The organism is Pseudomonas sp. 58 R 12, from assembly GCF_900005865.1.
Lineage (GTDB): Bacteria > Pseudomonadota > Gammaproteobacteria > Pseudomonadales > Pseudomonadaceae > Aquipseudomonas > Aquipseudomonas tritici.
The window spans coordinates 302,643-315,713 of sequence record NZ_CVTP01000019.1; the positions used below are offsets into that span (position 1 = coordinate 302,643).

Below are 13,071 nucleotides of genomic sequence, written 5' to 3' on the forward strand. Positions count from 1 at the left end.
GATCAGCCCAGGTTGTCCTGAATCACGCCCAACACTTTGCGCGCTGTTTCAGCGGGCGCAACGGTATTGATGTTTTTCTCGACGGTGACTTGCACGCTTTCGCCCACCTTGCTCAAACGAACCTGGTAACGCTCGGCGCGGGTTTCGACTTCTTCCTTGGTCGGCTTGCTGCCGAACAGCTTGCCGAAGAAACCTGGCTCGTCGTCTTTACGCTCGGCCTTTTCAGCCACGTTGATGTAGTACAGGCCCAGGCTGCGGTTGATGTCTTCAACACGCCAAGGACCTTGCTCCAACGCGCGGCCAACACTGGCCCAGGCACGGTCGAGGTCTTCACCCAGGTTCAGCACCACGTTGCCGCTGCCGTCTTCAGTGAGGCTGACGCGGCTCGGGGTGTCGTAATCACGTGCGGCGAGCAGCGAAACGGAACCGCCCTTCTCGGAGATACGGCTCATGCTGGCCAACATCTCGTCGACCAGTGCCGAGTCGACACCGGAGTTAACTGAGCGATTGGTGAAATCAACGTTGGCGGTGCTGCCGGCAGGACGCTCAGCGCTGACCACGTAGACTTCACTGGTATTGCGTTGCACACCTGGCTCGATGCGCACGCGCACTCGGGCTTCGCTGTCGGCGGCTACACCACCGGCCTGCAGGCGCTTGGCCATGGTGGCGGAGAGCTCGCTGCCCTGCTGCCATGCAGTGGTGAATTCACCGGTCTGCGGGCGTTGCTCATCAATGCGGAAACCGTTGTCCTGGAAGAACTGCACCGCCACCGGCCAGACTTCGGCGGGCGGGCGCTGAGCCACGATCCAGCGGGAGTCACCGCTTTTCTGCAGGCTGTAGTCGCTGGCATCCGCCACGGCCGATATGGGCTGTGGACGCGGCACTACGTACTCACCCTTGGTGGTGTCGTCAGCAACGTTGCGCGGGATCGGCAGCAAGGGGTCAAGGCGCTTGGCGACGTTGACGCCCGGCGGCAATTCCATCGGCTTGGTGGGTTGGGCTTCCAGGTAATCGCTACCGCGGTCACGGAAGTAGCCTTCCGGGCCCCAGATCCAACCGCAGCCACTGGTGCTGGAGATAATCAAGGCAAGTGCGGAAAGTCCGGCCAATCGCTTCATGCGTAATGCTTCCTCAATTAAACCAGGACGCCGGACTGGCGCAGGGCCTGTCGCAGCGGTTCGTGACAGGCTTCACTAAGACGAGTGAGCGGCAGACGGATACCGTCCGGCATCATGCCCATTTCAGTCAGCGCCCATTTCACGGGAATAGGGTTGGATTCGATAAACAGTGTCTTGTTGAGCGGCATCAGCTTCTCGTGGATCGCGCGGGCGGTCACGGCGTCGCCGGCGATGGCGGCAGCGCACATTTCGCTCATGGCACGCGGGGCCACGTTGGCGGTCACAGAGATGTTGCCTTTGCCGCCGAGCAGGATCAGCTCGACCGCCGTGGCGTCGTCACCGGAATACACCAGGAAATCGCCGCTCACGCCGGCCAGGATATCCTTGGCGCGCTGCAGGTCGCCCGTGGCTTCCTTGATACCGATGATGTTCGGCACGGCGGACAGGCGGATTACGGTCTCGGCCTTCATATCGCACGCGGTACGACCCGGTACGTTATAGAGGATCTGCGGGATATCGACCGCTTCGGCAATGGCGCGGAAGTGCTGGTACAGGCCTTCCTGGGTCGGCTTGTTGTAGTACGGGGTCACCAGCAGGCACGCATTGGCGCCGGCCTTCTTGGCGTTTTTGGTCAGCTCGATTGCTTCGCGTGTCGAGTTGGCGCCCGTGCCGGCGATCACGGTAATACGGCCCGCAACACGCTTGACCACGAACTCGATCACCTGGATGTGTTCTTCCACATCGAGAGTGGCCGATTCACCGGTGGTGCCGACCGCCACGATGGCGTTGGTGCCTTCTTGCAGGTGGAAGTCCACCAGTTTGCCCAGGCTGTCCCAGTCGAGACGACCTTGTGCATCCATGGGTGTGACCAGTGCCACCATACTGCCCGCAATCATGCAACCGCTCCTGCCGGAAAAAGAGAGCCGTAATGGTACTGGCGCCAAGATGCTTGCACAAGCAAAGTACTGCCTGAGGATGCGTTCTGACGTAACTAAACGACGGACAATGCCATCATCGGGCCAAAGCCCCCCCTGAAGCACGATGAAATAGGACCGATCACGCAATGAAAACGCCACCTCCTATCCCTTGGCGATGCTTTTCGCTACCCTTCATCCTTTGATCGATACCGCCCTTACAGTATCGACCGCTCATCGTTTTAGGAAGGCTGCATGTCCACCCCCACAGTTCGCGAACAATTCCTTGTTATCAGTGCCCTCGGCGCCAACCCCATGGAGCTGACTAACGTCCTGTGCCGCGCCAGCCATGAAAACCGCTGCGCCGTCGTGACCTCCCGCCTGACCCGTCACGGCGAGTGCAGTGCGCTGGTCCTGCAGATCTCCGGCACCTGGGATGCTCTGGCTCGCCTCGAAACTGGCCTGCCGGGCCTGGCAAAGAAGCACGACTTCACTGTCAATGTGGTACGCAGCGCCGCCCTGGAAAATCGTCCGCAGGCTCTGCCTTATGTGGCGTATGTCAGTTCGGCCTATCGCTCGGACATCGTCAACGAGCTGTGCCAGTTCTTCATCGACCACAATGTCGAGCTGGAGAACCTGACCTGCGACACCTATCAGGCCCCGCAAACCGGCGGCACCATGTTGAACGCCACGTTTACCGTGACCCTGCCGGCGGGCGTGCAGATCAGTTGGCTGCGCGATCAGTTCCTGGATTTCGCCGATGCCCTGAACCTCGACGCACTGATCGAACCGTGGCGCCCACAGAACCCAATGTAAGGAAGTTTTCATGGCCGTAGTCATCGACCAACCCATAGCCGATTTCGAAGCCCAGGCCACCAGCGGTCAGACCTTCAGCCTCGCAGCCCTCAAGGGCAAGCAAGTGGTGCTCTACTTCTACCCGAAGGACAGTACGCCGGGCTGCACCACTGAAGGCCAGGGTTTTCGTGACCAGTACGCAGCGTTCAAGGCGGCCAACACTGAAGTGTTTGGCGTGTCGCGCGACAGCGTGAAGTCTCACGAAAACTTCAAAGGCAAGCAGGAATTCCCCTTCGAGCTGATCAGCGACAAGGACGAAGCGGTTTGCCAACTGTTTGACGTGATCAAGCTGAAGAAACTGTACGGCAAGGAATACCTCGGCGTGGATCGCAGCACGTTCCTCATCGACAAGAACGGTGTGTTGCGTCAGGAATGGCGTGGTGTGAAGGTGCCGGGGCATGTGGATGCGGTTTTGGCGGCGGCGCAGGCACTGAACAAGGCGTGAGTCTGTAGTGAGCGGACTTGTCCCGCGCTGGGTTGCGAAGCGACCCCAATACAGTACAGTCTCCGCGTTCTTTCAGATGAAACGCGGTTGCAGGTTTTAGGGCTGCTTCGCACCCAAGCGCGGGGCAAGCCCGCTCACTACAAGTTGTTACGCCGTTACAATAGCGGCGCAACCACCGGTTCTTGACGCGGCCATGCATCCAGAACGGCCTTGAACAGCGTCGCCAGGGGGATCGCAAAGAAGACGCCCCAGAAACCCCACAACCCACCAAACAACAACACTGCGCAGATGATCGCTACCGGGTGCAGGTTGACAGCCTCCGAGAACAGCAGTGGCACCAGCACGTTGCCGTCCAAGGTTTGGATAATCCCATACACCGCCATCAAGTAGATGAATTGGTCGCTCCAGCCCCACTGGAACAAGGCAATCAATGTAACCGGCACTGTCACCACCACCGCGCCTACGTAAGGCACCACCACTGAAATCCCGACCAGCAATGCCAGCAAGGCCGCGTAGTTCAGGTCCAGGGCAATAAAGGCAATGTAGGTCACGCCCCCGCAGATAATGATTTCGATCACCTTGCCGCGTATGTAGTTGGCAATCTGCCGGTTCATTTCTTCGGCAACACGGGTAATCAGCGCTCGCTCGCGCGGCAGGTAGCCACTTACCCAACGGCCGATCATGGCGCGGTCCTTGAGGAAGAAGAACACTAGGATCGGCACCAGCACCAGGTAGATCATGATGTTGACCAGCAGCGGCAAGCTGGACAGGGAAAAGGTCAGCGCCCATTGGCCGAACTTTCCGATCTCGCCGCGGGCCACTTCTATAGCCTGCAACACCTGCTCGTCCGACACCAGGTGCGGGTAGCGTTCCGGTAACAGCAGCAACAACGACTGCCATTTGGCAAGCATGCCCGGCAGTTCATTGAACAGGGTGATGAGTTGATGCCATAGCAACGGCAGCACGACCACGATAAACAGCACCAACACGCCCATGAACAAGGCGAACACCAGCCCCACCGCCACCCCGCCCGGCAGGCGCAACCGTTCCAGCGCGGTGACCAGGCCTTGCATCAGGTAGGCCAGCACCATCCCCGCCAACACCGGTGCCAACATGCCACCCAAGGTGAGCACAGCCGTAAACGCCAGAAACAATAGGACCGCCAGCACCACGGCCTCCTCATCGGAGAAGTAGCGCTGGATCCAGTCTCGTAACACTTTGAACATCAATCAACCTCGGTGGTGGGGGCAAACAGTTCAGGCCTTGCGCAACCAGTAACGGTAAACACCGGCGGCGTCTTCTTCGTGCAACAGGGTGTGGCCGGCCAGCTTGGCAAACGTACGAAAATCACGCTGGGAGCCTGCGTCCGTGGCGATCACCTTAAGTACGGCGCCACTGGCCAGACGATTGAGTTCCAGCTTGGCCTTGAGCAAGGGCAACGGGCAATTGAGGCCGCTGGCATCAAGTTCGGCATCAAAAGCTACAGCGTCGGTCATGGTTTTACTCCGGGCACGCGTTTGGGCTGCTTAGAATATCTGGTCCGAAGCTCAGTGTCCGGCTACAGTAAGCTCTTTGTCGAAAGGCTCTGTGCATGACTTTTTTGCGCCCTACCCTGCTGACGCTGGCTTGCCTGCTGGCCTCCCCAGGCTTCGCTGACGACCTGCCGTCACTTGGCGACGCCAGTTCTGCCATTGTCTCGCCACAACAGGAATACCAGCTGGGCCGCGCCTGGCTGGCCTATCTGCGAGGCCAGGTCTCGCAACTCAACGATCCGCAGCTCAAGGATTACGTCGAAACCAGCGTTTACAAACTGGTGGAGACCAGCCAGGTCAACGACCGTCGGCTGGAGTTCATCCTGATCAACAGCCCGCAACTGAACGCCTTTGCCGCACCCGGCGGTATTGTGGGGGTCAACGGCGGCCTGTTCCTCAACGCTCAGACCGAAGGGGAATACGCTTCGGTGCTGGCGCATGAGTTGGCGCACTTGTCCCAACGCCACTTCGCCCGTGGCGTGGAAGCGCAACAGCGCATGCAGCTTCCGATGATGGCCGCGTTGCTTGGCGGCATCATTGCCGCAGCCGCTGGTGCGGGTGACGCCGGTATTGCTGCGATTGCCGGCACCCAGGCTGCTGCAATCCAGGAGCAGCGCCGGTTCTCGCGGCAAAACGAACAAGAGGCGGACCGTATCGGCATCCTCAACCTGGAAAAAGCCGGTTACGACCCGCGCTCCATGCCAACCATGTTCGAGCGTTTGATGCGCCAGTACCGCTTCGATGCCAAGCCTCCGGAATTCCTGCTGACACACCCAGTCACCGAATCGCGAATCGCCGACACCCGCAACCGTGCCGAGCAGTCCAAGCCTGGCGGCAAGGAAGACAGCTTGCGCTATCAACTGATCCGCGCACGGGTGCAATTGCAATACGAAGACACCTCAGGACTCGCCGCCAAACGCTTCCAGGCACAACTGGACGAGAACCCGAAGAATGATGTGGCGCGCTACGGATTGGCCATTGCCCAGATCAAAGGTTCTCAGTTCAAGCAAGCGCGGGAAAACCTGACGATGTTATTGGCCAAGGCACCGAATGACATTACCTATAACCTGGCATTGATCCAGCTTGAGATCGACAACAATCATCTGCCTGATGCCCAGCAACGTACTGATCGAATGCTGACCCAGTACCCCGGCAACTATCCGCTGAATCAGATCCGGGTCGACCTGCTGCTCAAACAGAACCGCACTGCTGATGCGGAAAAGGCCTTGGATAGTTTGCTCAAGTCTCGTCCGGATGACCCGGACGTTTGGTATCAGGTCGCCGAGACCCGCGGCTTGTCCGGTAACATCATTGGCCTGCACCAGGCCCGCGCCGAATACTTCGCATTGGTAGGTGACTTCCAGCAAGCCATCCAACAGTTGGATTTTGCAAAGCGTCGCGCTGGCAGCAATTTCCCGCTGTCGTCGCGTATCGACGCGCGTCAGCGTGAACTGATCGAACAGGAGCGCCTGGTCAAAGGGATGATGAGCTAGATCCAGCGGCCACAAAAAAGCCCCGCCCTCGTTAAACGAAGGCGGGGCTTTTTCTTTTTACCGGGTTACTCGGCCAACTTGAAGGTTATGAAGCTGGCACGCCCCTGACGCAGCACTCGCATCGATACCGAGCGGTTCTTCGGCAGCGCCTTGGCGATGTCAGTGAACTGCTTGGTATTGTCGATTGCCTGATTGTTCAGGTGGGTGATCACGTCACCTGGCTGCAGGCCAATCAGGGACGCAGGGCCATCCTGCACTTCCTTGATCACGACGCCGCTCTTGAGGTCGTATGTCTTCTTCTGCTCAGCGGTCAGTTCGGCGACAGCAATGCCCAGACGATTGCTGCTGCGTTCGGCACCCGGCTTAGCGTTGCCCAAGGCATCCAGTGTTGCCCCTTCTTCAGGGATTGCACCAACAGTCAGCTCAACGTTCTGGCGCTTGCCCTCGCGGATCACTTCAAGCTTGGCCTTGCTGCCTGCCTTGAGCGCGCCTACCAGATGCGGCAGGTCGGCCGACATGACGATTGGCTGGCCGTTCATGCTGAGGATCACGTCGCCGACTTGCAGGCCACCTTTGGCAGCCGGACCATCGTCCTGGATCTGCGCGACCAGTGCACCGGCCGGCTTGTCGAGGCCGAAGGATTCAGCCAGGTCTTTGTTCACTTCCTGAATCACCACGCCCAACCAGCCACGGCTGACCTTGCCACCGCTTTTCAGTTGGTTGGAAACGTCCATGGCTACATCGATCGGAATGGCGAACGACACCCCCATGAAGCCACCGGAACGGGTGTAGATCTGCGAGTTGATCCCCACTACTTCACCGGCCAGGTTGAACAGCGGGCCACCGGAGTTGCCCGGGTTGATCGGCACGTCGGTCTGGATGAACGGCACGTAGTTTTCGTTCGGCAGGCTGCGGCCAATGGCGCTGACAATGCCTTGAGTCACGGTATGGTCAAAGCCAAACGGCGAACCGATAGCGACTACCCACTGCCCGGCTTTCAGGTCCTGGGATTTACCCAGTTTCAGCACTGGCAAGTCTTTGCCTTCAATCTTCAGCAAGGCCACATCGGATCTTGGATCGGTGCCTACCAGCTTGGCTTTCAGCTCACTACGATCAGCCAGGCGCACGAGAATCTCGTCGGCATCGGCAATCACGTGGTTGTTAGTGAGGATGTAGCCATCCGGCGAGATGATAAAGCCCGAGCCCAGGGACTGAGCCTCACGCTGGCCGCCACCGCCACCACGGGGCGCGCGCTGTTGCGGCATGCCGCGCTCGAAGAACTCGCGCAGCATCGGCGGCAGGCCTTCCAGGTCCGGCATCTGCTGATTGGAGACTTTGCGATCAGGCAGTTTTTGCGTGGTACTGATGTTCACCACGGCAGGCGATGCCTGCTCAACCAATTGGGTGAAGTCAGGCAACTCGACCGCTTGCGCAGGTAAGGCCTGACCCAGCACCAATACCGTGGCGACTATGGATAGGTAAGATTTCAAACGTGGTATCGACATACAGCTCCCGTTACGACGAGCAGGGTTGAGCGACAGGGTTCAAGAAACGCCGAAAACTGCGACCGACATCTTTGTTCCGCGAACAAGACAAGGCCAGAGCCGACAAGCCCTGACCTATAAAAAACATGAGGGATTTTTGCAAGTGAAAATGCTGATCCAGACATTTCATGCTCTCGGCAGCCAACCTGGCATGCAAATACAGTGAAACGTCAGGATGAACATAGGATTAACGACTCACGGCTGAGCGACTGGCTTTTTTTCACCGCGTACCGACAACGCGATACGTTCTGCGGTGCCGATTGGAATCTCACCCACCACTGTCACCATCATTTCGCCGTCCACCGTATTCAGGCGGCGCGACACTGCAACGGTGGGGCCCAGTTGAGTGCGGGTTTCCGTGACGCTCACATCGCTGATTGGCTCGAGGAACACCGAGAAACGCGCCAGCCCGTCCTCATACATCAGGCTGTCGACGGTCGCTTTCGTCTGGGTGTCTTTGCGAGCACCGCTATTGGTCAGCTGAAACCCCGGCGGCAACCATTCCAGATGCCAGATCTCGGTAGACTGCACCTCTGGGGCTTTATCTTTGGCGACCGTGATAGGTGTGCATTCACTGCTAGGCTGCAGATCGCGGTCTTCAGGGACGACCGAAGTATTCAACCGCGTGAATTGGAAACGCTCGAGCAACTGCCCCTGATCATTCAGTAACAGTGATTTGAGTGGCAGCGCGGTTTCACGGTCCAAGTGCAGCTCAAAACCGTAGCGGTATTGGTCACGGGGAGTGATTGACACGATCACCGCATTGCGACCGGCCACGCGGGACTTGCCAATAACGGCGAGTTCGTAGAATTGATTGAGTTTTTGCGGATCAAGTGCACGTGATGGTGCATCACGCGAATTGCCTAGGCCTGCGACAAGAGTGCCGCTGACACATTGCGTTCGACCATCCAACCGCACGACTTCCTGGGCAGAACCATCAAGCTGCAAGAGCCGCTCACGGACCTGACCATTCTGGACGCGATGCCAGATGTCATGAGTAGAAAAACTGCCGTTACGTTCGTAGACAAACGTACCTTGAAAGCTCTGCTGCTGTTCTGCACGCCCAAGTCGAGTCAACCAGTCTTCGGCTTCATCGGCATGGGCGGGGAGTGCAAAACAACCACTAAGCAAAAGCGTAAGGAGCGGTATGGCTCGCATAGAGCTCCTTACGGATTAGCGGTTTTCCAGGCTTGCTGCGCGAGCGTATGGCAGAGCGCTTTCAGTGCCTTTCAAAGCGGATTCCTGTGCGTGTTGGCGCAGGTAACCAGGAAGACGCTGATCTTGCCAGCCGGATTGCCCTTGCAACACACCGTTGACCATAGGGCCGGTTGAGTCAGAGCTTTCCTTGTAGCCAGCCAGCACCGCTGGGCCTTTGACTTGCGGACCGGCCATGACCGGTTGCTGAGTCTGCTGGGCCAGTTCGGCACCGGCGATTTCGTCCTGATTATACAGGCGAACACCGGCCAACACTGCGACAGTCACCGAGGCAGCCACTGCGAGGCGACCCAGGCTACGCCATGGACCACGAGCAGCCTTTGCCGGAACGGCTTCATCAGCAAGTGCAGCAGAAACCGCCGCAGCAATATCCAGACGAGGGATTAGAAGATCCTTGTGCATTACCGCCCGAGCGACTTGGTAACGAGACCAGGTATCACGGGTTTCGGCATCATCAAATGCATTGAGCACTCGACGAAGTTCCAGTTCATCCGCTTCGTTATCCATCACTGCGGACAGCGATTCCTGCAGGGCATCACGACTCATGGCGGTTCCTCTCTTGGCTGTAGCCGCTGTCTTTAGTTCTCTTGCAACAGCGGTTGCAAGGCTTTATCGATGGCTTCCCGGGCCCGGAAAATCCGTGACCTTACAGTCCCCACCGGACACTGCATGACGCTCGCAATGTCTTCGTAACTCAGACCATCGAATTCACGTAAAGTTAACGCCGTACGCAAATCTTCTGGCAGTTGCTGAATTGTGCGATGAACGGTGCCTTCGATCTCGTCGCGCAGCAACGCACGCTCCGGCGACTCGAGATCTTTGAGGCCGTGATCACCGTCGTAAAATTCTGCATCTTCTGAACTTACATCGCTATCCGGTGGGCGGCGTCCGCGAGACACCAGATAGTTCTTCGCCGTGTTAATGGCGATTCGGTATAGCCACGTGTAAAACGCACTATCACCGCGAAAATTACCAAGTGCACGGTAAGCCTTGATAAAGGCCTCCTGTGCAACGTCCTGCGCTTCATGGGTGTCGTGCACAAACCGCACGATCAACCCGAGAATTTTGTGCTGGTATTTCAGCACTAGCAGATCAAAAGCCCGCTTGTCACCGCGTTGAACGCGCTCGACCAGCTGCTGATCCTCTTCCTGGGTTAGCATGAACACTCCTCGTTGTACTTGAAGGAGGCTTGCATAACTAAACGATCAGGCTTGCAAACATAGACTCGGACTTTTCGCAAAAGTTCTCCCCCTCAAAGCAAGTTTCCGGCATGCACTGATTTGGCACACACGAAAAACGCAGCACGGGCAACGCCGGCTGCGCGAATAATCTTGTCGCCGGTTTTATGACGCGTCCAATGCTCCCGACGGGCCAATAAACTCAACGTTTCCCAGCTTCCGGGCAACCTGCTATTGAGTCGAGGCTTATGCAAAAAGTTCCCGTCTCAATAACCAGCCGATTTTACCGAAGCCGTGCACCGTAATCTCATATTGCCACGAATGCCCGACTATTGTGCCGCTCCACCCCTCTATATACTAGTAGTCCGTGTGACCCTTTGATTCGCCGATCCAGGCGTCCTGTTTGCGCCACCCCGGATCGCTTTTTGCGGAATCCTTTAAATGAGCCAACAGTTTCAACACGATGTCTTGGTGATCGGTAGCGGCGCGGCCGGCTTGAGCCTTGCGCTGACCCTCCCCAGCCACCTGCGTATTGCGGTACTGAGCAAAGGCGACCTGGCAAACGGCTCGACGTTCTGGGCCCAGGGCGGTGTTGCCGCCGTGCTGGACGACACCGACACCGTGCAATCCCACGTCGAAGACACCCTCAATGCCGGCGGCGGCCTGTGCAATGAAGAGGCGGTGCGCTTCACCGTCGAGCACAGCCGTGAGGCGATCCAATGGCTGATTGACCAAGGCGTGCCGTTCACCCGTGACGAACACGCTGGCAGCGACGACGGCGGCTTTGAATTCCACTTGACCCGCGAAGGCGGCCACAGCCATCGCCGAATCATCCACGCTGCCGACGCCACCGGCGCAGCCATTTTCAGGACGCTGCTCGACCAGGCACGCCAGCGCCCCAATATCGAGCTGCTTGAGCAACGCGTCGCCGTCGATCTGATCACAGAGAAACGCTTGGGTCTGGACGGCGAACGCTGCCTCGGCGCCTACGTGCTCAACCGTGGCAGTGGTGAAGTCGACACTTACGGCGCGCGCTTCACCATCCTGGCCTCAGGCGGCGCAGCCAAGGTCTACCTCTATACCAGTAACCCGGACGGCGCGTGCGGCGACGGTATTGCCATGGCCTGGCGCTCGGGCTGCCGGGTGGCCAACCTGGAATTCAACCAGTTCCACCCCACCTGCCTGTATCACCCACAGGCCAAGAGCTTCCTGATTACCGAAGCCCTGCGCGGGGAAGGCGCACACTTGAAACTGCCTAACGGCGAACGCTTCATGCAGCGCTTCGACCCACGCGCCGAGCTGGCCCCGCGCGATATCGTCGCCCGTGCCATCGACCATGAAATGAAGCGCCTGGGCATCGACTGCGTCTACCTGGATATCAGCCACAAGCCCGAAGCCTTCATCAAGACCCACTTCCCCACGGTTTATGAGCGCTGCCTGGCGTTCAACATCGACATCACCAAGGGCCCGATCCCTGTGGTGCCGGCCGCCCACTACACCTGCGGCGGCGTGATGGTCGACAAGCACGGCCGCACTGACGTACCCGGCCTGTATGCGATTGGCGAAACCAGCTTCACCGGCCTGCATGGCGCCAACCGGATGGCCAGCAATTCGTTGCTCGAATGTTTTGTCTATGCGCGCTCTGCGGCGGCGGACATCCTCGAACAGCTGCCACGCATCCCGGTGCCTGCCGCCCTGCCCCGCTGGGACGCCAGCCAGGTCACTGACTCGGACGAAGATGTAATCATCGCGCACAACTGGGACGAACTGCGCCGCTTCATGTGGGACTACGTGGGAATCGTGCGCACCAACAAACGCCTGCAACGCGCGCAGCACCGGGTGCGTTTGCTGCTGGATGAAATTGACGAGTTCTACAGCAACTACAAAGTCAGCCGCGACCTGATCGAGCTGCGCAACCTGGCCCAGGTAGCAGAGTTGATGATCCGCTCGGCCATGGAGCGCAAAGAAAGCCGCGGCCTGCATTACACCCTGGACTACCCGCAGATGCTGCCCGAAGCCCGGGACACTATTCTGGTGCCAACCACCTACGGCGGCTGAACTTCAAGCGCACCCGCAGGCGCCGATGCACATCGGCGACCTGCGCATCCGCCGGCACACAGATAGAACGCACCCACCACGTCCCAGGCACCCGATAGCGCAGTACCACGATCAGCGGCAGCGCCAAGCTGTCGGGACGCAACTGCACGCTATGCCAACCGCGCTCAGCACTGAGCAACTGCCAGCCATCGGCGTCGCGGCGCAGGCCACGAATCGACGAGCGGTGTGTGAGCAGGATATGACGCGGTAAAACCCAGGCGGCATGCGCCAGGCACAGCAACATGCCCAGGCTTGAACAAGACAGATCAAGAAACAAAAGCGCACCCAACGCGAACAGCTGGGCGAGGAGATACGCCGCCAGCATCAGCCGTGAGGCCTGCCAGCGGCATTCAAACGTATTACTTGGGCTGAACACGGTCCAGAATCATCCGGACCATACGCTGCAGTTCCGGGTCTTCCGATTCGGCACGCTCCATGAACCAGCCGAACATGTCCTGGTCTTCGCATTCCAGCAGCCTGACGTAGAGGTCGCGATCCACCTTATTGAGCGTCGCATACACTTCCTTGGTGAAAGGCACCAGCAACACGTCCAACTCCAGCATGCCACGACGGCTGTGCCAGTAGAGACGATTGATTTCTACATCTTCGACCATGGAGCGCTCCTCAAATAGAGCGCAAGTATACAGGCCCGACGGCACCGGAACAGTCGGCTTTGGTCG

At 58.7% G+C, this 13,071-nt stretch carries 14 protein-coding genes; 4 read left to right on the top strand and 10 right to left on the bottom strand.

The genetic code is table 11. From position 1 onward, the window contains the following. Nucleotides 1–2 precede the first annotated feature (2 nt). Both bamC and dapA read right to left on the bottom strand, forming a co-directional pair. Nucleotides 3–1,118, bottom strand: a complete 1,116-nt coding sequence (gene bamC / locus BFP95_RS17050) for an outer membrane protein assembly factor BamC (RefSeq protein ID WP_065874765.1) — start codon at nucleotides 1,116–1,118, stop codon at nucleotides 3–5. A 17-nt stretch (nucleotides 1,119–1,135) separates the two neighbouring features. After that, on the bottom strand, nucleotides 1,136–2,014 hold the full coding sequence (gene dapA, locus BFP95_RS17055; protein WP_065882101.1) for a 4-hydroxy-tetrahydrodipicolinate synthase: 879 nt from the start codon (nucleotides 2,012–2,014) through the stop codon (nucleotides 1,136–1,138). Nucleotides 2,015–2,287: 273 nt separating this feature from the next. Here dapA and BFP95_RS17060 point away from each other — a divergent pair, with 273 nt between their 5' ends. Both BFP95_RS17060 and BFP95_RS17065 read left to right on the top strand, forming a co-directional pair. Beyond that, complete coding sequence (locus BFP95_RS17060; RefSeq protein ID WP_003172487.1) at nucleotides 2,288–2,848, top strand: glycine cleavage system protein R; 561 nt, start codon at nucleotides 2,288–2,290, stop codon at nucleotides 2,846–2,848. 10 nt (nucleotides 2,849–2,858) lie between these two features. Beyond that, complete coding sequence (locus BFP95_RS17065; RefSeq protein WP_065874763.1) at nucleotides 2,859–3,332, top strand: peroxiredoxin; 474 nt, start codon at nucleotides 2,859–2,861, stop codon at nucleotides 3,330–3,332. Between the two features lie 155 nt (nucleotides 3,333–3,487). On the opposite strand, the gene BFP95_RS17070 is transcribed toward BFP95_RS17065, so the two are convergent. Beyond that, the gene (locus BFP95_RS17070) at nucleotides 3,488–4,558 is read right to left on the bottom strand and encodes an AI-2E family transporter (RefSeq protein WP_065882099.1); all 1,071 of its coding nucleotides are present in this window, start codon (nucleotides 4,556–4,558) and stop codon (nucleotides 3,488–3,490) included. A gap of 30 nt (nucleotides 4,559–4,588) precedes the next feature. Further along, on the bottom strand, nucleotides 4,589–4,828 hold the full coding sequence (locus BFP95_RS17075; protein WP_010212198.1) for a sulfurtransferase TusA family protein: 240 nt from the start codon (nucleotides 4,826–4,828) through the stop codon (nucleotides 4,589–4,591). A 95-nt stretch (nucleotides 4,829–4,923) separates the two neighbouring features. Here BFP95_RS17075 and BFP95_RS17080 point away from each other — a divergent pair, with 95 nt between their 5' ends. Beyond that, the gene (locus BFP95_RS17080) at nucleotides 4,924–6,357 is read left to right on the top strand and encodes a M48 family metalloprotease (RefSeq protein WP_065874761.1); all 1,434 of its coding nucleotides are present in this window, start codon (nucleotides 4,924–4,926) and stop codon (nucleotides 6,355–6,357) included. Between the two features lie 65 nt (nucleotides 6,358–6,422). On the opposite strand, the gene BFP95_RS17085 is transcribed toward BFP95_RS17080, so the two are convergent. From BFP95_RS17085 to rpoE, 4 genes are all read right to left on the bottom strand, one after another. Continuing rightward, nucleotides 6,423–7,862 carry a DegQ family serine endoprotease gene (locus tag BFP95_RS17085; protein WP_065874760.1) on the bottom strand — a complete coding sequence of 480 codons (1,440 nt, stop codon included), beginning with the start codon at nucleotides 7,860–7,862 and terminating at the stop codon, nucleotides 6,423–6,425. A 234-nt stretch (nucleotides 7,863–8,096) separates the two neighbouring features. Further along, complete coding sequence (locus BFP95_RS17090) at nucleotides 8,097–9,059, bottom strand: MucB/RseB C-terminal domain-containing protein (protein ID WP_065882097.1); 963 nt, start codon at nucleotides 9,057–9,059, stop codon at nucleotides 8,097–8,099. A 15-nt stretch (nucleotides 9,060–9,074) separates the two neighbouring features. Beyond that, nucleotides 9,075–9,662 carry a sigma-E factor negative regulatory protein gene (locus tag BFP95_RS17095; RefSeq protein ID WP_065874758.1) on the bottom strand — a complete coding sequence of 196 codons (588 nt, stop codon included), beginning with the start codon at nucleotides 9,660–9,662 and terminating at the stop codon, nucleotides 9,075–9,077. A gap of 32 nt (nucleotides 9,663–9,694) precedes the next feature. Then, nucleotides 9,695–10,276: an RNA polymerase sigma factor RpoE gene (gene rpoE, locus BFP95_RS17100; RefSeq protein WP_003172477.1), complete on the bottom strand. Its 582-nt coding sequence runs from the start codon at nucleotides 10,274–10,276 to the stop codon at nucleotides 9,695–9,697. A gap of 459 nt (nucleotides 10,277–10,735) precedes the next feature. Here rpoE and nadB point away from each other — a divergent pair, with 459 nt between their 5' ends. Next, on the top strand, nucleotides 10,736–12,352 hold the full coding sequence (nadB, locus tag BFP95_RS17105) for an L-aspartate oxidase (protein ID WP_065874757.1): 1,617 nt from the start codon (nucleotides 10,736–10,738) through the stop codon (nucleotides 12,350–12,352). Here the strand turns inward: nadB and BFP95_RS17110 are convergent. Next, nucleotides 12,321–12,767, bottom strand: coding sequence for a hypothetical protein (locus tag BFP95_RS17110; RefSeq protein WP_065874756.1), 447 nt, complete (start codon nucleotides 12,765–12,767; stop codon nucleotides 12,321–12,323). The genes nadB and BFP95_RS17110 overlap by 32 nt on opposite strands. Beyond that, nucleotides 12,751–13,005 (bottom strand): FAD assembly factor SdhE, encoded by a 255-nt coding sequence (locus tag BFP95_RS17115; protein ID WP_049709510.1) that lies wholly within the window; start codon nucleotides 13,003–13,005, stop codon nucleotides 12,751–12,753. The genes BFP95_RS17110 and BFP95_RS17115 overlap by 17 nt, the downstream gene beginning before the upstream one ends. Nucleotides 13,006–13,071 lie beyond the last annotated feature (66 nt).

Bases quoted from the DNA above. Each gene is read 5' to 3' on its own strand.
- BFP95_RS17065 (WP_065874763.1), top strand. From the start codon at position 2,859: ATGGCCGTAGTCATCGACCAACCCATAGCCGATTTCGAAGCCCAGGCC.
- dapA (WP_065882101.1), bottom strand. From the start codon at position 2,014: ATGATTGCGGGCAGTATGGTGGCACTGGTCACACCCATGGATGCACAA.
- BFP95_RS17070 (WP_065882099.1), bottom strand. From the start codon at position 4,558: ATGTTCAAAGTGTTACGAGACTGGATCCAGCGCTACTTCTCCGATGAG.
- BFP95_RS17090 (WP_065882097.1), bottom strand. From the start codon at position 9,059: ATGCGAGCCATACCGCTCCTTACGCTTTTGCTTAGTGGTTGTTTTGCA.
- BFP95_RS17115 (WP_049709510.1), bottom strand. From the start codon at position 13,005: ATGGTCGAAGATGTAGAAATCAATCGTCTCTACTGGCACAGCCGTCGT.
- rpoE (WP_003172477.1), bottom strand. From the start codon at position 10,276: ATGCTAACCCAGGAAGAGGATCAGCAGCTGGTCGAGCGCGTTCAACGC.
- bamC (WP_065874765.1), bottom strand. From the start codon at position 1,118: ATGAAGCGATTGGCCGGACTTTCCGCACTTGCCTTGATTATCTCCAGC.
- BFP95_RS17095 (WP_065874758.1), bottom strand. From the start codon at position 9,662: ATGAGTCGTGATGCCCTGCAGGAATCGCTGTCCGCAGTGATGGATAAC.
- nadB (WP_065874757.1), top strand. From the start codon at position 10,736: ATGAGCCAACAGTTTCAACACGATGTCTTGGTGATCGGTAGCGGCGCG.
- BFP95_RS17060 (WP_003172487.1), top strand. From the start codon at position 2,288: ATGTCCACCCCCACAGTTCGCGAACAATTCCTTGTTATCAGTGCCCTC.
- BFP95_RS17080 (WP_065874761.1), top strand. From the start codon at position 4,924: ATGACTTTTTTGCGCCCTACCCTGCTGACGCTGGCTTGCCTGCTGGCC.
- BFP95_RS17075 (WP_010212198.1), bottom strand. From the start codon at position 4,828: ATGACCGACGCTGTAGCTTTTGATGCCGAACTTGATGCCAGCGGCCTC.
- BFP95_RS17085 (WP_065874760.1), bottom strand. From the start codon at position 7,862: ATGTCGATACCACGTTTGAAATCTTACCTATCCATAGTCGCCACGGTA.